Source organism: Corynebacterium meitnerae (assembly GCF_027570075.1).
Taxonomy (GTDB): Bacteria; Actinomycetota; Actinomycetes; order Mycobacteriales; family Mycobacteriaceae; genus Corynebacterium; species Corynebacterium meitnerae.
The window spans coordinates 37,761-55,811 of sequence record NZ_JAKMUS010000015.1; the positions used below are offsets into that span (position 1 = coordinate 37,761).

Sequence of the window (18,051 nt, forward strand, 5' to 3'; positions counted from 1 at the left end):
TGGTGTGGACTCAGGGCTCCAGTGTCTGGGAAACGGGGCAGCGTTGAAAGTGTCCTATCACCGCGAGGTACCTGAGGCGCTAGTCGTTGAGGCGGCCGGTCTCAGTAAGCACGCGCTCGCGGAGTTCGCCCGTGGCGGCGACGGCGGCAATGCAGCCGGCGAGAACAAGCGCGATCAGGGCAGCGAAGAGGGTGAGCTGGGGTAACACGTCGACGGGAACGGCGACCATGACGAAGCCCAGCAGGTTGCCCATGCCGAAGCCCAATAGGGTGACCAGCACCATTGGTACGCCGATCTCTCGGATAGCCACGGAGGTGTGGTACTTCGCGGGCGCACCAACGAAGTAAAGGGACTTGGTCAGCTGCTTCTGCTCCACCACAGCCAACGCCTGGGTGAGCAGTGTGGAGGCAACGAGGAGGATGGCACCAAAGACCGCAGTGAGGGCCACTCCTGTGGGAATATCGCCGGTGATCATATTTAGGGCCGGGTCTGCGTCGATTTCTGGGATGGCAGAGATCCAGCTACTGATACCAGCGGTAAATGCAAGGAAGTACAGCGCAGCGACACGCTTCCACGTCGTCCTTGCGCCGCGTCCGACGCGGCGGGTGGCCACGTAGTTGGCGGAGCCAGGAAGCAGGTAGCTGAATCGGGCGATCAACTGGATCACACCGACCGCGATGAGAGCGTTGACCATTAATACGCCGGCAACGACGACGAGCAGCATGATGAAGTCCATGGCATTGGCGCCCGGCGCGATCGTTAGTGTGCTCAAGTAACGGTACAGGGCAAAAGCTGCCACAAGCGAGATGACCAGAGTGATCGCACTTTGCCCCTTTGGCGGAATCTTCTTGGTCACTCCCAGTGGGGTAACAGCCACACGGCGCAGGGCGAGCCAGACAGACGCTGCGGCCAAAACGAGCACCACGAGCCAGGCAACAGGCACGATCCACCAGGTGAACATCTCCCATGTGCCGATGCGCTTTTCTTGGAAGGTCAGCAGCGACCATGCAGGAACACTGACCAGGTACAGCACAGTGCCAATGCCAAGGCCGACGAGTGCCTGGCGCAACGCGTCGAGAATCATCATTCCGCGCACTTGGCCGGAGGTCGCGCCGATCAGGCGCAGAATCGCCAACTGTTCTTCACGCCCACCGAGATTCGCACGCGCAGCCTGAGTAAGCAGGCCGAGCAAGGTTGGCACCACCAGCAATGATGCGAAGAGAGCAAGGAAGACGTAGCTCAACGTAAGTAGGCCGTCGAGGTCTGCGTCGATCACCCTCACCGCCTCATGCGGGTGCCACATGCGTTGCGCGAACATCCACGTTCCGGCAGCCAGGGTGCACAGGATCCAGGTGGACACCGAGAATGCCACGAGCGACAAGGCACGGACCCAACGTTCGCCGGTCTGGCGTTGTGCGCGGCCCTCTGCGGTGGAGGACTGCGCAGCGGTCATCAGTGTCATGGCGCTCATGCTTGCACCGCCTTCGCAGCACCCTCAGCGTGGATAAGGCCATCGCGGATCTCGATCCTGCGGTCGCACCATTGGGCGATCTTCGGGTCGTGGGTGACCAGCACGAGCGTCACTCCGAATTTTTGTGCAACAGCAGTGATCTGCTGCATCACCTCGTGGCCGGTGGCCTGGTCGAGAGCGGCGGTCGGCTCGTCGGCAAAGACCACCGACGGCGGCCCGGCCAGGGCACGCGCAATCGCCACACGCTGGCTCTGCCCACCGGAGAGCTGCCCGGGGAAGCGGTTCACAAAATTCCCCAGACCCAGACGGGTGAGCATGTCAGTGGCTTCCGCGTGGGCCTTCGAGCGGGACTCGCCACGCATGATCTGCGGCAGCGCCACGTTCTCCTTCGCGGTCAGCTCAGGAAGGAGCTGGCCGTCCTGGAAGATGAAGCCGAAGTGGTCGAGGCGGAGTTGGGAGCGGGTGGCGTCGTTAAGCGATGCAATGTCGCGTCCGTTGAAGCGGACCTCGCCGTGATCGGGGACGAGCACGCCGGACATGCAGTGGAGCAATGTCGATTTGCCGGAGCCAGACGGGCCCATGATCGCGACGGATTCGCCGGGCTCGATATTCAGGCTGATGCCTTCGAGGACCCGTTGCTGGGTGAATGATTTGGTGATGTCGTTCAGTTCAAGCATGGTTCTATTTCACCGCTCGCCGCGTGCGGCCGCCATGGCACAGGCTCCCAAATACGGGTAGTGCTAGCACTACCCCGCTACCCTCGTGTGCATGTGGCGGAAGAAGAACCACGAGGCTGAGGCCGCGCGAGCAATTCACCAGCTCACGGCGTCCCGGCGCAAGATTGCGGAAGCATACGAGATCGAACGCCTGCGCATTGAGCGCGACCTGCACGATGGCGCGCAGCAGTACTTCGTGGCGGCAGCGATGAAGCTCGGTGAAGCACAGCTTGAGACCGATTCACCGCTTCTCGACGCCGCTGCCCGCGACCTCAAAAACGGCCTCGACGCCCTCCGCCGCACTGTGCACGGCATTCACCCGCGCGAACTGACCGACCGCGGACTCGTCGAAGCCGTCGAAACCGCCGCCGCCAAGTATGGCCCGCACGTCACTGTCCGTGCCCCGCACGCGCTTCCGCTTATCGACGATTCCGTCCTCGCCGCCGCATATTTCTTCACCTCCGAAGCCCTGACCAATGCCGCGAAGCACGCCCCTGGTGCGCCCGTCAGCGTGCTGATCACCTGCGATCACACCCTCAATATCGCAGTCACTGACTCCGGCGACGGTGGGGCCCGCTTCATTTCGGGCGGAGGGCTCGATGGCATGCGCGAACGCATCGCTGCATTCGGCGGGTCAATAGAAGTGCATTCACCCCACGGTGGACCTACCACCGTCACAGCGCGGATACCGTTGCTGCTGTACCGAGGAGAAAGTGGACTAGCACCATGAAGATCGTGATCGCTGATGACTCCGCCCTACTGCGTGAAGGGGTTGCGGGCCTGCTGACTCGGCGCGGCCACGAGGTCGTCGAGCAGGTCGGTGATGCAGATGCCTTACCCGGCGCTGTGGCACAACACTTCCCAGACTTGGTGATCACCGATGTCCGCATGCCACCCAAAATGCTCGACGATGGGCTCCAAGCAGCCTTGAAGCTGCGCGAGCAAGGCCCAGTGAACGTGCTGGTTCTGTCCCAATACGTCGCACCTGCTTATGCCCGCGAATTGTTCTCCGGTGGCGATGGCGGAACCGGTTACCTGCTCAAAGACCGTGTCGCTGAGGTGAAAGACTTCGTCCAGGCCTGTGAGACTGTCGCAGCCGGTGGTGTGGTCATCGACCCCGATGTCGCCAGCGAGCTCATGGCCGCCAGCTCGCGTTGGCTGACCACGCTCACCCCACGCGAACGGGAGGTGCTCGAGCTCATGGCTGAAGGCCTGTCCAATGCCGAGATCGCCGGGAAGCTCTATTTCTCCGGCGCTGCGGTGGCCAAGCATGTATCCAGCATCTTTGCCAAGCTCGGGCTCACGCCCGATGAGGAGAATCGCCGCGTCCGCGCGATCTTGATGTACCTGTCTGAGCGCGGAATCAGCTAGCAGCATCAGCTCGCCTAGTCCCGCCCCCAGTCCCCCAGGTCCATCCGGCGGCGGCGCAGGCGACGTTCTAGCACGTCAAGGCCCTGTTCGGCGGCGATCCCATATTCTTCATCGGTGAGCAGAACCAGCTCCAGAAGCAGCGTCATGCGGCCTGGTTCTGTCATCATCGGCGTGCCGCGGTCGAAGATCTGCGGTTCGCGCAGCAGACCATGATGAACCGTCAGCGCGGGATCGTCCACCAGGCCCGGAAGCAGGGTCCCCGGCTGAGCGGGAATCCCAAGCTCCACCAGCATGTTCCACGTGCCAGCCACGGCCATCGCGCGCTGCTGCGACGAAGCACCGGCGCCGGCAGCCGCACAGATGATCTCACAGCGCACGTCCATGTCGCCGGCCACGAGCCCACTGTCCACGTCGCCGAAACCCATGCTCACAGCGGCGGGGATGACGGTGGCTAGGCCGACGGGATAGCCAGCGACATCAATGATGTCGAGGGGACCTAAGACGTCGGTAAGCCAGGCGAGCCTTTCTTCGGGCGACACTAGGCTTCGAGCTTCTCCAGCGCGGCGAGCAGGACGCAGGTGGCTACGCCGTCCATGGCGGTGCGGACTTCGCTAATAGGCGGAAGCGACGGCGCGAGGCGAATGTTGCGATCGTTCGGGTCCTCGCCCTTCGGGAAGGCGGAGCCGGCCTTGGTCAGCGTGATGCCGGCCTCGCGGGCAAGCTCCCACACGCGGGTGGCGGTGCCGTCGACGACGTCGAGGGAGATGAAGTAGCCGCCGGCCGGGGTGGTCCAGCGTGCGACGCTGTACTCACCAAGACGGTTCTGCAAGATTTCCAGCACAGCCTCGAACTTCGGCGCGAGGATCTGCGCGTGCTTCTGCATGTGCGCTCGCACGCCGTCCGCATCGCCGAAGAACTTGGCGTGTGCCAGCTGGTTGATCTTGTTCGGGCCAATGCCGCGAATACCGGCGATGGAGGAGTACCAGTCCAGGTCCTCCTTAGATGCGGCGAAGAAGGCCACGCCGGCACCAGCGTGGGTGATCTTGGACGTGGAGCTCATCACCCAGAAACGGTTGGGGTTGCCGGCTTCGGCGGCGAGGCCCACTACGTCGATAATCTGCGGGAATTCCTCCGTGAACGTGTGTACGGCATACGCGTTATCCCACACGATGCGGAAGTCCGGCGCCGCCGTTTCCATCGTTGCGAGCTTGCGCACGACCTCCTCAGACACCGTCGCGCCCGTCGGGTTGGCAAACATCGGCACAACCCACATGCCCTTCACCGCCGGGTCCTTGACCAGTTCAGCAATGGCATCCGCATCCGGGCCATCCTCAAGCATGGGCACCGTGATCATCTCAAAACCGAACTTCTCGGTGATGGCAAAGTGACGGTCATAGCCCGGCACCGGGCAGATCCACTTCACGGTCTCCTCAGCGCTCCACGGGCGCTCGGAGTCGTTGTTGCCAAAGGTGTAGGACCAGCTGATCAGGTCGAACATGATGTTCAGCGAGGACGCATCACCCGCGTACAGGTTCTCCGCCGGCACGCCGATGACCTCGCCCCAGATCTCGCGGATGTCCTTGATGCCCTGCAGGTTGCCGTAATTACGCACATCCGCGCCCGTGACATCCACATAGTTGCCCGTGCCGGGCAGCTCCAGCAGATCATCACTCAAATCCAGCTGCTCAGCCGAAGGCTTACCGCGCGTCAAATCAAGGTTAAGGTTGCGGGCCTTCAGCGCCTCATATTCCTCACGCACCTTCGCGGTGAGATCTTCACGTGCAGCGGTATCCAAATCAAGCAAGGACATGGGTTCACTTCCTTTGAGGAGTGGATTGTTTACTCCGCCCAGACTACATGCGTCACGCTCACACCCCTACCCCCCGTAGGCAAAATAAAGGGACCCCACGCACCTGCCAGAGCTCGTTGACCCTTGCTGCGTTCCCGCCCTGGGGGAGTTCACAAGATAAGCACCGCGTGAGATCCTGCGCCCGAGTGTAGTAGTTCCTCTCACGCTCTTCAAAAAGCACCCTTTTCGCTTCTCGACGCCCACCCCCACCACCAATTTTGTCCCCACCACCCAATCCGCTAAAGTAACTCCTCGACGCGTTCCGCAGGTACGCCCGCGGAACGAGAAAAAGCGTCGTTGGAGGATTCGACTAGCGGCCTATGTCACACGCCTGGAACGCGTGCGGGTTTCACGACCCTCGTGGGTTCAAATCCCACATCCTCCGCAAAATCCCCCAGCCCTGAATGTGCAGGTCTGGGGGAATTTTTGTTATCTAACTCAGAACTTACCCTGCTGGAATTTGACCCACTGATCCACGATCAGGCCAATCACCCCAAACACTGGAATGAGCGCAAGCCACCACAGCGGAGAGCTCTCCGAACTCAGCTTCTCAGAACTGGTCTTCTCCGGCTCGTCCGGTTTGGTGTGCTTCTCTGGGATGGTCACGTCTAACTCACGCTCAAAAACCTTGTGGTCTTGCGTGATTCTGGATTTACGAGACCCGCGGTAATAAAAATCTCGCCACCACCAGTATGGATCCTCCGTCAACAACCTCGTTCCTCTCAGCACAGTCCGTTCAGAGTATTCCTGAATGCCGAGGCCTGCGGTGTCCGGGCGCGGTTTTGCGAAGAACCGTACCTTGACGCGCTGAGGGTCAGCGGAAGCCTCCTCGCCCAGAGCCCCCTCGGGGATAGACGCCCATACTTCACCCTTGCCACGGATGCTCACTGTCGCACCAGGGACGGGTTTGCCGTTGTAGGTCAATTCTCCGTCGATACGCTTTTTCGACGCTTCATCCTGATGCACACCAGCGATCAACATGCCGGTCTTGTGCGCCTGCCCATCGGCGGGGAGAGAAAGATCCTCCAGATACAGCGGAATAAGCGGACGACAGTCTTCGCTCTCCATCGGCCACGGCAGAACGTTCAGCTTCCTGTACCCATGAATCTTCGGCAGGAACGCGGCGTTGCTGCCTTTGTCATTGGGGACAGTGATCTTGTACTCCCAGCGATGTGACTCTTCGGGGCCAGCATCCTGCGCATACCGATACTTCGGCAACGCTGATGTACCAATCGGTGCCGTGACAGTAACGGTTTCACCCGGTTGCACAATCCCGCCGGATGAGGCAGGCGGTACTACATCCGCGCCTCCACCATCAACCGGCACAGCCTCGATGGAGTACGGCATTGCCCGGGAGTCCTGGTTCTTGATCTCAATATCAAAATCCAAAGACACCGGCACACGGTCTGCAGGATCAGTCAATTCCACGTTTACATAAAACTCAGTCCGGTCTTCGAATCGCTTCGCGTCGTGTTCAATACCGTAATGCGGATAGCTTTGGCTCCGGGTGTTCGCGTAATCACGAGCAGATCCGCTCACTCGAGTACAGTCAAGCCAAGCATCGCGCGAACCGCTTGTTAGTAGCCAGTCCCCAGCGCTTATCGGTGGCGAGGCAAAGGTCTCCGGCAATGCGTTCGCCACCGGGACATGGGCTGCAGCCATAGCAGCCACAGTAGACAGCGAAACGCCTGCCACAATCCGAGCCATCAACTTATTCATGGTTCTCACTTTCACGATCCGATGGGCTGCTTAGCGGTGGGGTACAAACGGGACACGGTTAAGCATGTCGATGATGAAAGCACCGATGCCACCGAGCACCAGCAGCGGAATGACCCACCACCAGAAGGACTTATCGCGAACGTTCACAACAGCGTGCGCCGTACCAATCTCACCGTTTGGGTAGATGAGGTTGACCTCGATCGCCTTTCGGTCTCCGTCCCGTGCCTTATCAGCAACAGTGACGTTGAGGGTGCCGTCCTTATTCAGATCCACTTTCCAACCTTGAAGGGCCTGACCTTCCGCGAGGAAGTAGCGAATCCCCTCACGGTCCGCGCCGATCTTCGGTTTCAGAGTGACGCTTGCACCGGGTTTTGCGGTCACCTCGCCGTACTCAACTGGATCCATAATGATCAGCTCAACCGGAACATTTTTGTCCACAGAGCCATCTGCGTAAGCGAAGTCAACATTGAATTTCACTGTTCCCGGGGTTGCATCTTCCGGAATAGTAAGAATCAAGGAACCCTCAAAAATACGCAAATCCCAGTTCTTTACCACGCTATTTTTGCTGTCTGTGGATAGCTCAATGCGGGTGTCGTTAGGGAACCATCTGCTGGCAAGCTCCTCTGGCGACTCCGCAGTGTCAACGGCGACAACTTTCCCTGGGTATGTTTCAGTCGGGAGAAACTGGGCATTGACTTTAGATAGCCACAGTTTGCCCACGTACTCCGCGTGGGACGCAAGCGACTTACCGCTCGTACCCTCCACTCGCCTTAGCGTGAAGGGCTCCCGGTAAATCTCGTACTTAGAGTTCTTGGTCTCCGGGCGAGGCTGAGCAACCAGCTTCAGGTACACCGCCTCAGGCTTCTCATCATCTGGGCTCCCAGCAGGAACGAAACCATACGGAAGCATCAAGGTGTGAGCGTGTTGCCCATCTCTCTTCGAGTAGGACGCGTGCCCGATGGACACTTCAGCACCCTCAATCGGATCCTCAGGCCCCTTCGCTCCCAAGCGGGAATACAGTTTGCCTTCAATCCGCTTCCTGTCTGCATCAGAGATCACGCGGTCCCTGTTCTCGCTGTACGAGTAATCAGAGTGCCAAAGCTTCAAACTCGGATCATGAGGCTTCCCGTCCGCGAACATACCCCGCGGGTAAGCCAGGTTATTCCCCTGCGGGATGTAGTGACGGCACTGCTCGTCTTCCATCGGCCACGGTTCCACTCTTCCCTCAACCGCAACATCTGCACCGATAGGAGTGCTCCAGTAAGCGAATTTTCCACCCCCAACGCTCTGAAGATCGAACTTCCATTCCTGCTTCTGTCCAATGGCGGGCTCATACGTACCCGAGTCCTCGTACACGACCTCCGCGGTCTCCCCTGGCCCGATTGTCCCCGTGCCAACGACAGATTGAGCTGCATCTGTCAGCGAGTACTCAAGGTCTTCGCTGCTCGAATTGCGCAGGGTGAAGGTCATTCGCGGGTTCGAAAGAATACGTTGAGCATCACCGGCGTAAGCCACCGTCAACGTGGTCTTATTCTTACCTGGCCTGATGACACGATTGTCCTCAGACGACCTCACGGAGAAGACGGAATCGCGCCACCATGTGGAGCCTTTCAGCACACAGCCGACCTCTGGGGCCTGTACTTTTCCTTCCAACTGCAGGGGCGCAGCCAGCGACTGGGGCGCCACAAGGGCCGTTGCCCCAAGAGCCAAGGCGGTGCTACAGGCGACAGCGGTCTTGCGAATCTTCACTGCTTCTTCTTTCTAAGAATCCAGATTACTTGACGGGGAATGTCAGACCTTGCCCAGCTTATTCCAATAATTAAGGAAGCACCAACGCCCACGCCTCTTGGGATAGGTTTCGTGGATCAAACTTCTCCAGCACCTCATCAGCGCTGGTCACATCACTAACGCCTATTGAGGCGGCGAGTTGGCTGAAGATCTCAGTGATTGGTTTCTCCGCCAACATCTCCCGCAAGGTCACCGCGCCGTCGCGTTTTGCCAAACGATTTCCTTGGGCATTTACTACAAGCGGAACGTGAATGTAATTCGGCTGCTTCAGCCCCAATTCGTGCGCGAGGTATGCCTGGGCGGGCGCGGAACCCAGGAGGTCATCGCCGCGGACGATCTGGTCGATGTTTTGGTGGCCATCGTCGACAACGACGGCGAGGTTGTACGCCCAATCCCCTGCTTGTGCCTGCTTAAGGTTGCCGCCGCGTTTGAGAATGACATCGTCGACTGGGCCGGTGAACTCACCCTTGTAGTAGTCCGTGACGGTCCACTCGTGGGCATGGGCGCGGAGGCGAATGGCGGGGAGGCGGTCTTGGGCGGCGAGCTGGGAACGTCGATAAGCACGCTGCTCTTCTGTGAGATCCCGGCACGTGCCTGGATACATGCCTGGCTGGGCATGCGGCGCGGAGGCGGCCTCCCGGATGTCGCGGCGGGAGCAATAACATTCATACGTGTCGAGCTGCTCCAACGCCGCCGCATAGGCATCGCCGCGCTCATGCTGATAAATGACCGGCTCATCCCACTCGATGCCCAGCGCCGCGAGGTCCTCCAACTGGCGGCAGGCCGATTCCATGCTGGAACGCTCCGAATCGATGTCCTCGACGCGCATAAAGAACTGCCGCCCCGACTGGCGCGCGAAAAGCCACGCGAGAAGCGCCGTCCGGAGATTGCCAAAATGAAGATCCCCACTCGGACTCGGGGCATAACGGCCGGCGGCAGGTTGTGAATGCTGCATGTGTGCAATGATATTGCGTTGCGAACGCAGAGATTTCAGCGTGCTTCCCCTCTAGCAAAGCATGGACCTGCACACAAACAATCGGACGCCCTCTGAACATTCATGATGTCCTCATCTGTGACATCACTGGTGTCTACGCGAATTTCAGCGTCTAAGTCAATTGTTGATGCGGGCAAGGGGTCATTCCGTCCTCAGCTGAAGCCTGGGCCACAGACCCTATCGGCTCCAACCGGAAAGGGAATCCCTCCCTTTTCAAGACAAGATTCGCACCTTCAACATTGGGGTCCATAGCAACCACCTGAGCGCTCACTATTATTGAGCGCTCATTATTATTGAGCATTCTTTATTCAGGCGCTGAAAGAAAAGCAGAAGGCACGTGCTTCCCCTGCCCTCGGTATGCAATGATATTTCGCATGTCGAACCCAGTTACTCACCCCGTCGCGCGCTCCCCGTACCCGTACCTGCTGGCGGTGTTCTGCGCAGTTTTCCTCATCTCCAACATCACCGCGCAGAAGGGCGTTGAGTTGGGGCCGCTCGTTACCGATGGCGCGTTCTTCCTCTTCCCCATCTCCTACGTCATCGGCGACGTCATCGCTGAGGTCTATGGCTTCAAAACCGCGCGTCGCGCCGTGTTCACCGGTTTCGGTGTTGCGCTGCTGGCCGTGGCGTCCTTCTACATCGCCATCTGGCTGCCGGCCGCTGGTTTCTACGACATGCAGGACACCTTCTCCGCTGTCTTGGGTCTGCTGCCGCGCATCATCCTCGCATCGCTGACCGGCTATGTTGTGGGCCAGCTGCTCAACGCGTGGGTGCTGCAGAAGATGAAGGATCGCTTCGGCAAAGACCGCCTGTGGGCGCGTCTGATTGGCTCCACCATCGTTGGTGAATTCGCCGATACACTGTTGTTCTGCTCCATCGCCGCTGGTGTGATTGGTGTTGACTCGGTGGGCACGTTCGTGAACTACGTTGTGGTTGGCTTCCTGTGGAAGACCCTCATGGAGGTAGTCCTGCTGCCGATTACCTACCCGACCATCGCCGCCGTGCGCCGGGCGGAAGAACGTGCGAGTGCGGTGGTGGCTTAGCCCCAGGTTCGCATTATCTAACATGGCCCCAGGAGCGACCTGGGCCATGTCGGGGGCGCGAGGCCGAAACTGTCAGATATATCGGATGCCTGACGCTTAGGCCGACCATGGATTAATGCAGGGCACTCCGAATGAGGTGAAATCACGCTCATTTCGGGTCACCACGGTGAGACCGTGCAACTGTGCCGTGGCTGCGATGAATGAATCCGCTAAAGGTCGAGGATCATTCACATGCATGCGCGCGGCGTACCCGGCCACGGCATCGTCGAAAGGCAAGATCCGTCCCGCGAAAGTGGGCTTCACCTGGTTTTCCAGCCACGCACGCAGCATTTTCCCTTGGGCTGGATCGCGCTGCTCCTTCAGTGCGACTCCAAGCTCGAGCTCAAAAACCGTAACAGCGGAAAGAAATTGCTCTACGAGCGGGTGCTTTTCGGACCAGGCCAACACTCCAGGATCAACCTTCAAGGCTGGCTTGCGCAGTTCGCTCACCACATTTGTGTCTAGCAAGAAGCTCATAAATCGGGGACCCTGGGCTCAAAATCCATACGGGTCGGCGCAAACTCGATGTCATCTTCCATATGCAGGCGGTTCGCCCAGTTGACCGTATCCCCCAAAAGCTCCTCATATCGCTCCACCGATAACAGCACATGAGACGCACGGCCGCGGTCCGTAATTACCACCGGCCCATCTAGTGCCGCACGTTTAGCAGCGCTGACATCGCGGTTAAATTCTCGCGCGCTAAGTGTTGTCATCTCACACCTCCTGTAGGTACATACCTACATCTTAGGAAGTTTTAGCGCCCCGCGTAATAGCGCCCGAGGAACTCGTCGCGGTAGGCCTCGTAGTCACCGGCGTCGATGGCGGCGCGGATGTTGTCCACCAGGCGGATCATGAATTCGAGGTTGTGCATGGTGCACAGGGTGCCAGCGAGGAATTCCTTCGCGCGCAGGAGGTGGTGGATGTAGGCACGGGAGTAGTTCTCGGAGACGTAGCCGCCGAATTCCTCGTCCACGCCGGAGAAGTCACGGCGGAAGCGGGCGGCCATGAGGTTCATGCGGCCATCGAGGGTGTACACGCCACCGCGGCGGCCGAGGCGGGTGGGGGCGACGCAGTCGAAGGTATCGGCGCCAGCCTCGATGGCGGTGAACAAGTCATCCGGCTCGGAGATGCCCAGCAGGTGCCGGGGCTTATCCTCCGGCAGTTCGTCTGTAACCCAGCCGACGATGGTGCCCAGGTTTTCCTTCTCCAGAGCACCACCGATGCCGAAGCCACCGAAGCCGCGGCGGCCTTCAGCGCGGGCTTCCTCATCAAGGGCAAGAAGACCACGGGTGGCCTGGCGGCGTAGGTCCTCATACTGCGCGCCCTGCACCACACCCCACAGGGACTGGAGTGGCTTGTCCGGGCGGGCCTGGGTGAGGCGCTCGTGCTCAAGCAAGCAGCGGCGGGCCCACTGGTGGGTGCGCTCCACGGAATGTTCCTGGTAGGCGCGGGTGTCCACGAGGGTGGTCAGCTCGTCGAAGGCGAACATGATGTCCGCACCCAGCTGGTGCTGGATCTGCATGGACACTTCCGGGGTGAAGCGGTGGGAGGAGCCGTCGATGAAGGATTTGAAGTCCACGCCGTCATCGTCGACACGCGCCATGCGTTCCTTGTTGGCGGCGCGGATGTCCTCATCGGTCAACCCGGCGACATCCATGGCCAGGACTTTCTTGAAGCCGACGCCCAGGCTCATCACCTGGAAGCCGCCGGAATCGGTGTAGGTGGGGCCATGCCAGTTTTCAAAGGCAGCCACGCCGCCTGCCTCATCAACGATGTCGGGGCCGGGCTGAAGATACAGGTGATACGCGTTCGACAGAATCGCCTGGGCACCGGTCTGACGGACCTGCTCCGGAGTCAGAGTTTTCACCGTGGCTTTGGTGGCCACCGGGATGAACGCGGGCGTTTGAATCGGGCCGTGGGGCGTATGGATGGTGCCGGTGCGGCCGTGGCGGCCGGGTTCGCTATAAAGCGTTGTGCGCAGTTCAAACGTGGTGTCGGTCATGCGGGAACTCCTTGGGATTCAAACTGACGCTCGAGCGCTTCGCCCTCGACGTCCAAGTCGGGCAGGATGCGGTCGAGCCACGCGGGCATCCACCACGCGGTGGTGCCCAGCAGGAACATGGTGGCGGGGACGAGGGCCATGCGGACAAAGAAAGCGTCGAAAAGCACGGCGGCGCCGAGCGCGAAGCCGAAGATTTGAATGAACGGCAACGGCTGGTCGATGAAGGCGACGAAGACGGAGATCATGATGATCGCCGCCGCGGTGACCACGCGCGCACCGCGGGCGAAGCCTTCGACGGTGGAGTGCTCGACGGCCGCGAGGATCGCATCGGCGTCATCGTTTGCTTGTCGACGCCGCGTGTACTCCTCCCTCATCCGCGTAACCAAAAAGACCTGATAGTCCATGGCCAGGCCAAAGGTCACGCCGATGAGCAGGATCGGAAGGAAGGACAGAATCGGGCCCGGGGTGTTAACCAAGCCGGTGAGACCGTTCTGGAAGACCTCGACCGTGACGCCAAAGGCCGCGCCGACAGACAGCAAGAAGCCCAAACCAGCGACGAGCGGCACGAGCAGTGACCGGAAGACGAGGATAAGCAGCACGATGGCCAGGCCCACCACGATAGCCAGGTAGAGAGGCATCGCGGCGGCGAGCTCCTCGGTGATGTCCATCTGCACCGCGGTGAAGCCGGTGAGTCCGATCTCGGCGCCGGTGGCGTCCTCAATCTCCGCGTCCGTCTCGCGCAGAGCGTGAGCGATGTCGACGGTGTACTGGTCATCCGGCCCCGTCGCTGGGCTGGCCAGAATCTGAGCGGCCATCATGTCATCGCTGACACCGGCCAGCTGAGCGTGGATGATGCCGTTGACACTGCCGGCGCGCTCCATCGCGTAGATGAACGTGGCCAGGGCCGCCTTCTTCTGGTCGCTGTCCACCGCCTCATCCGGGATGGAATCCATGTACGGCTTCAAGGCCTCCGAGTCTGGGTTAGCACTGTGGCCGTCCACGATGAGGAGGAACGGCGCATTCACGCCCTCACCGAAGCCTTCCGCCATGAGGTCGGCGGACTTGCGCTGGGTGGTGTCCTTGTCACCATTGGCGTCCGACGGCAGCGACATCTCCATGCCCAGCACCGGAATACTCAAACCACCAAGGATGAGCACCACGACGACCATGACCAGCGCCGGAGCACGCTTGATGGTGTTGATCCAGCTGCGGCCAAGGGAGCGGGTGTTCAGGTCCTTCGCCGGGCGCTTGCCCGGGCCGGGGTTACCAGCCAGGCCAGGGATCTTGGCGGCGAACATCTTGTCGCCGAGCAGCCCCATGAGTGCCGGCAACAGAGTGATAGCCACGAGCACCGCGATGACCACGGTGACAGCGGCGGACAGACCCATCCAGGTGAGGAACTCAATGCGCGCGAGCACCAACGCCACCAAGGCGGTGAACACCGTGGCACCGGCGAACACCACTGAGGAACCCGCCGTACCCACCGCCAAACCGGCCGCTTCCGGGCCGGGGAGGCGGCGGCGTTCCGCGCGGTAGCGAGACAGGATGAACAACGCGTAGTCAATGCCCACCGCCAGGCCGATCATCACGGCCATCGTCGGTGTGACCTCATTGAGCTCCACCCACCGGGTGGCCAGGAGCGTGAGGAAGGTGCCCAGACCCACGCCCAGCACCGCCGTGATCACCGGCATACCGGCGGCCATCAGCGAGCCGAAGGTGACAATCATGACCACGAAAGCAACGGCGATGCCCACCACCTCAGAGGTGGCCTTGATCTCAATCGGATCACCAAAACCAGGCCCGCCGGCCTCCACCTGCAGGCCCGCGTCGCGGCCGATGCGCAGCGCTTCGTTGACCACCTCGCGCTCCTCATCGGTGACCTGCATGGAGGTCTCCGCGCCGAATTCGAAGGTGGTGTAGCCGATCCTGCCGTCGTCCGAAACCAAACGAATATTGTGTGCGTCCGCCTTGGCACGCTCTTCCGGCATGCCCATCTGCGTCATCTGGGAAACAATCTGCTCAGAAAGCTGCTGGTTCACCTCAACCGGATTGCCAAAACGCGTGGTGCCGGTCAGCCCCTCCAAGTTGTCACGGATGTAGCCGACCGTGGCATCAATCGCCTGCATATTCTGCGGTTCATCTAGGCGCTGCCCCTCCGGAGCGGCGAACACAAGATTCACTCCCGGTGCCTGCACCGGGTCTGACTGATCGGGGAAATTCTCCTGCAGCGACACCAACGCATCAATCGACGGCGTGCCCGAAATAGCAAAGTCGGAGGACAGCGGCTTCATCAAACTCAGCGCGCCCGCCATACCTGCGGCAAACAGAATCACCCAGGCGACAATGACCTTCCACTTGTTCAGGAAGGACCACTTACCCAGCCGGTACAGGATCGTCGCCACAAGGCTCCCTTCACACGAAAAAGAAGTTCGTGGTTTAGCGGTAAAAACGGCGGTTATCCACCGAATTTTACCCAAACCACGAACTTCTTGAAATTGGCGGTAGCGGCGGGATTTGAACCCGCGGAGGTTTTACCCTCACTCGCTTTCGAGGCGAGTACCTTCGGCCGCTCGGACACGCTACCGCCAAACAGAGTAACGGCAACGCGGCCGGGGAGCCAAATTTCCTATAGAAGTTTAAGCCTCGTCGCGCTTGTCCTGGATCTTGGCAGCGACCTCGTTGAACTTGTCCTTCGCGGCCTCCCCAGCCTCGGACACCTTGTCGCGGACCTCACCAGCAAGCTGGTCAGCCTTGCCCTCGTTCTCCAGGCCCTTGTCGTCGGTCAGGTTGCCCAGAGCTTCCTTGCCCTTGCCCTTGAGCTTGTCAGCGGCAGCATCAAAATCAGCCATGATCTCTCCTTTAAATCTCGTTTGTAACAGTGGGCCCCATGGTAGGGACGATCACCTGCCTAATGGGTAACAATTCAGTGTCAATCCACACAGGAAGCGCCTGATCAGCGCAAACGCTCAAAGAACTCCGTCATCAAACCGGCGGTTTCAGCTTCCAGGACGCCGCCGCGTACTTCGACGGTGTGGAGGTGGGTGGGGTCCCGCAAGACGTCGATAAGCGATCCGACTGCTCCCGTTTTTGGCTCATACGCGCCGAAAACAAGCGAGCTCACACGCGCGCCCAGCACAGCTCCCGCGCACATCGTGCACGGCTCAAGCGTGACGACGAGTTCACACCCCTCCAACCGCCACGACCCCAGCGCCTCCGCCGCGGCCCGCATAGCGACGATCTCCGCGTGCCCCGCCGGATCCTGATCACACTCGCGCCGGTTCGTCCCCGTGGCAATCTCGCGGCCATCCGGGCCGTAAATCACCGCGCCGACCGGAATATCCCCCGGCGGAGTGGTGCGCGCAACCTCGATGGCGCGGCGCATCCGCTCCTGCGCGCGACGTTGAAGCTGACTCACTGGAGCGCGTCATCCAGTTCATCCGCGAAGCCGAGTTCCTCAGCGATGGCCTCAATGGTGGCGGAGGGGTCCGCCATCGGGTCATCCACGAGCACCGCGAGGACCTCCTCCGACAAGCCAATATCCTCCAGAATGGCAAAGTCCCCGTCAGCCCAACCATCGACATTATCCAGCTCATCCGGATCAATCTCCGGGATCTCTAGCCCTGCCTGATCACAGATGTCAGCAGCGAAATCATCATCCACCGCCATCGTCACATCGGAGATCAGCACACGGACGCGCGATGGCCCCGGCCGCACGATGACCAGGTACTCCTCTTCCACGTTGAGGAGCGCAAACGCCGCCCCCTCACTCCGCAGGCCACGAACAGCCTGGACAGAGGCACCCAACGTCTCAAACCGGTCCTCAAACTCCGCCACATGCCAGCCGCCATCACGCTGCGCAACGGTCACGGCGTAGCCCTCTTCGAACCCTGTCTGACTCATGTCTAGTGAGATTACTCGGGTTATGGAAAACTTGTCAGCGTGATCGACCAACTCCGCCCTGACTCCATTTCACGCGCGCAGCGCGACCTTCCACCCATTTGCATCGTGGGCCTAGGACTCATCGGCGGATCTATCATGCGCGACCTCGCGGCCGAGGACATCAGCGTTTTCGGCTACACCCACACCAAGGCCGGCGTGCGTGCCGCGACCCGTGAGGGCTTTGACGCCCACAATGACCTCACCGCAGTACTGTCCCGCGCCTCAGCCTCCAACGCCTTGATCATCATCGCCGTGCCCATGCACGCCGTGGAAGACGTCCTCGACGCCATTGCCATGTATGCACCGAACTGCGGAGTCACCGACGTGGTCAGCGTCAAGCAGGGTGTCTATGAACTCATCCAGCAACGCGGTATGCAGCCGCGCTACGTCGGCGGCCACCCCATGTCCGGCACGGAGGACTCCGGCTGGGGCGCCTCCAAGCAAGGCCTGTTCAAGCGCGCCGCCTGGGCCATCACCTACGACTACGCCGTGGAATGCGAAGAGGCTGGCCTGCCCGTCCCCCGCGACTGGATTGAGCTGTTCCGCCACGTGTGCAAGCTCGCCCGCATCTGCGGTGCCGAGGCCGTGCCGGTATCCGTGGCCAAGCACGACGAGGCCGTCGCCCGCGTCTCCCACCTGCCTCACGTGCTGGCGGAAGCACTCTCCATTGTTGGGGACCGCGGTGGCACCCTCGCCCAGTCCCTCGCAGCCGGCTCCTTCCGTGGCGCCACCCGCGTCGCTAGCACCGAACCTGAACTCGTGCGCGCCATGTGCGAAACCAACGCTGACGCCGTGGTGAAAACCCTCGACGAGATCCTGGAGCTGCTTCACAGCGCCCGCGATTCCCTCTCTACCCACACCCCCTCCATCGAGCAGCTCGCCGGCGCCGGCTACCGCGCCTCCACCCGCATGGGTGCCCGCCACGGCGCCCGCAGCGAGTCCGTCTCCCCCATCAAGATTTCCTCCCGCCCCGTCATGCGCGTCCAACTCGGCGCACACGGGTGGGTGAAAGCGCTCAAGCAGACCGAGTCACTCGGTGGACGTATCGACGTCTTCTAGGCCCCGAACCTCGCTCCCGCAGCTCGCTCCCGCGTGCATCGGTGTAAAAAACTACATTGCT

18 protein-coding genes, 2 tRNA genes and 1 other RNA gene are annotated in these 18,051 nt (G+C 60.8%); 5 read left to right on the forward strand and 16 right to left on the reverse strand.

What is annotated here, in order from left to right:
- Positions 1-79: 79 nt before the first annotated feature.
- Complete coding sequence (locus tag L8U60_RS08990; protein ID WP_269966032.1) at positions 80-1,471, reverse strand: FtsX-like permease family protein; 1,392 nt, start codon at positions 1,469-1,471, stop codon at positions 80-82.
- The gene (locus L8U60_RS08995) at positions 1,468-2,148 is read right to left on the reverse strand and encodes an ABC transporter ATP-binding protein (protein WP_269966033.1); all 681 of its coding nucleotides are present in this window, start codon (positions 2,146-2,148) and stop codon (positions 1,468-1,470) included. The genes L8U60_RS08990 and L8U60_RS08995 overlap by 4 nt, the downstream gene beginning before the upstream one ends.
- A gap of 91 nt (positions 2,149-2,239) precedes the next feature.
- On the opposite strand from L8U60_RS08995, the gene L8U60_RS09000 reads away from it, so the two are divergent.
- Together L8U60_RS09000 and L8U60_RS09005 are read left to right on the forward strand one after the other, a co-directional pair.
- The gene (locus L8U60_RS09000; protein ID WP_269966034.1) at positions 2,240-2,917 is read left to right on the forward strand and encodes a sensor histidine kinase; all 678 of its coding nucleotides are present in this window, start codon (positions 2,240-2,242) and stop codon (positions 2,915-2,917) included.
- Positions 2,914-3,558: a response regulator transcription factor gene (locus tag L8U60_RS09005; protein WP_269966035.1), complete on the forward strand. Its 645-nt coding sequence runs from the start codon at positions 2,914-2,916 to the stop codon at positions 3,556-3,558. The genes L8U60_RS09000 and L8U60_RS09005 overlap by 4 nt, the downstream gene beginning before the upstream one ends.
- A 14-nt stretch (positions 3,559-3,572) precedes the next feature.
- Here L8U60_RS09005 and L8U60_RS09010 read toward each other — a convergent pair whose 3' ends face one another.
- The 3 genes from L8U60_RS09010 to ffs form a co-directional block, all read right to left on the reverse strand.
- Positions 3,573-4,097 carry a hypothetical protein gene (locus tag L8U60_RS09010; RefSeq protein WP_269966036.1) on the reverse strand — a complete coding sequence of 175 codons (525 nt, stop codon included), beginning with the start codon at positions 4,095-4,097 and terminating at the stop codon, positions 3,573-3,575.
- Positions 4,097-5,368 (reverse strand): aspartate aminotransferase type Ic, encoded by a 1,272-nt coding sequence (locus tag L8U60_RS09015; protein WP_269966037.1) that lies wholly within the window; start codon positions 5,366-5,368, stop codon positions 4,097-4,099. The genes L8U60_RS09010 and L8U60_RS09015 overlap by 1 nt, the downstream gene beginning before the upstream one ends.
- An 83-nt stretch (positions 5,369-5,451) precedes the next feature.
- Positions 5,452-5,548, reverse strand: an RNA gene (gene ffs, locus L8U60_RS09020) — signal recognition particle sRNA small type.
- Positions 5,549-5,706: 158 nt separating this feature from the next.
- Here ffs and L8U60_RS09025 point away from each other — a divergent pair.
- Positions 5,707-5,792, forward strand: a tRNA-Ser gene (locus L8U60_RS09025).
- Between the two features lie 53 nt (positions 5,793-5,845).
- Here the strand turns inward: L8U60_RS09025 and L8U60_RS09030 are convergent.
- The 3 genes from L8U60_RS09030 to gluQRS all read right to left on the reverse strand — a co-directional run bounded on the left by L8U60_RS09030 (position 5,846) and on the right by gluQRS (position 9,869).
- Positions 5,846-7,126, reverse strand: coding sequence for a hypothetical protein (locus L8U60_RS09030; RefSeq protein ID WP_269966038.1), 1,281 nt, complete (start codon positions 7,124-7,126; stop codon positions 5,846-5,848).
- Between the two features lie 30 nt (positions 7,127-7,156).
- Positions 7,157-8,743 (reverse strand): YPDG domain-containing protein, encoded by a 1,587-nt coding sequence (locus tag L8U60_RS09035; RefSeq protein WP_269966039.1) that lies wholly within the window; start codon positions 8,741-8,743, stop codon positions 7,157-7,159.
- Between the two features lie 202 nt (positions 8,744-8,945).
- A complete protein-coding gene (gene gluQRS, locus L8U60_RS09040; RefSeq protein ID WP_269966040.1) occupies positions 8,946-9,869 on the reverse strand; it encodes a tRNA glutamyl-Q(34) synthetase GluQRS in 924 nt (307 codons plus the stop codon).
- Positions 9,870-10,282: 413 nt separating this feature from the next.
- Between gluQRS and L8U60_RS09045 the strand changes: the two genes are divergently transcribed.
- On the forward strand, positions 10,283-10,951 hold the full coding sequence (locus L8U60_RS09045; protein WP_269966041.1) for a queuosine precursor transporter: 669 nt from the start codon (positions 10,283-10,285) through the stop codon (positions 10,949-10,951).
- Positions 10,952-11,047: 96 nt separating this feature from the next.
- Here the strand turns inward: L8U60_RS09045 and L8U60_RS09050 are convergent, their stop codons facing one another.
- The 8 genes from L8U60_RS09050 to L8U60_RS09085 form a co-directional block, all read right to left on the reverse strand.
- Positions 11,048-11,467, reverse strand: coding sequence for a type II toxin-antitoxin system VapC family toxin (locus tag L8U60_RS09050; RefSeq protein ID WP_269966042.1), 420 nt, complete (start codon positions 11,465-11,467; stop codon positions 11,048-11,050).
- Entirely contained in the window at positions 11,464-11,703 is a 240-nt protein-coding gene (locus tag L8U60_RS09055) for a type II toxin-antitoxin system Phd/YefM family antitoxin (protein ID WP_269966043.1), read from the reverse strand. The genes L8U60_RS09050 and L8U60_RS09055 overlap by 4 nt, the downstream gene beginning before the upstream one ends.
- Before the next feature lie 41 nt (positions 11,704-11,744).
- The gene (gene tgt / locus L8U60_RS09060; RefSeq protein WP_269966044.1) at positions 11,745-12,992 is read right to left on the reverse strand and encodes a tRNA guanosine(34) transglycosylase Tgt; all 1,248 of its coding nucleotides are present in this window, start codon (positions 12,990-12,992) and stop codon (positions 11,745-11,747) included.
- Positions 12,989-15,394, reverse strand: coding sequence for an MMPL family transporter (locus L8U60_RS09065; protein ID WP_269966045.1), 2,406 nt, complete (start codon positions 15,392-15,394; stop codon positions 12,989-12,991). Before L8U60_RS09065 ends, tgt begins: the two co-directional genes overlap by 4 nt.
- Positions 15,395-15,488: 94 nt before the next feature.
- Positions 15,489-15,576 (reverse strand) — tRNA-Ser (locus L8U60_RS09070).
- 52 nt (positions 15,577-15,628) lie between these two features.
- Positions 15,629-15,841, reverse strand: coding sequence for a CsbD family protein (locus tag L8U60_RS09075; protein ID WP_269966046.1), 213 nt, complete (start codon positions 15,839-15,841; stop codon positions 15,629-15,631).
- A 104-nt stretch (positions 15,842-15,945) separates the two neighbouring features.
- Positions 15,946-16,374, reverse strand: a complete 429-nt coding sequence (locus tag L8U60_RS09080; RefSeq protein ID WP_338026478.1) for a nucleoside deaminase — start codon at positions 16,372-16,374, stop codon at positions 15,946-15,948.
- A 29-nt stretch (positions 16,375-16,403) separates the two neighbouring features.
- A complete protein-coding gene (locus tag L8U60_RS09085) occupies positions 16,404-16,892 on the reverse strand; it encodes a tRNA adenosine deaminase-associated protein (RefSeq protein ID WP_269966048.1) in 489 nt (162 codons plus the stop codon).
- 39 nt (positions 16,893-16,931) lie between these two features.
- On the opposite strand from L8U60_RS09085, the gene L8U60_RS09090 reads away from it, so the two are divergent.
- Positions 16,932-17,990 carry a prephenate dehydrogenase gene (locus L8U60_RS09090; protein ID WP_269966049.1) on the forward strand — a complete coding sequence of 353 codons (1,059 nt, stop codon included), beginning with the start codon at positions 16,932-16,934 and terminating at the stop codon, positions 17,988-17,990.
- The last annotated feature ends 61 nt before the right edge of the window (positions 17,991-18,051 follow it).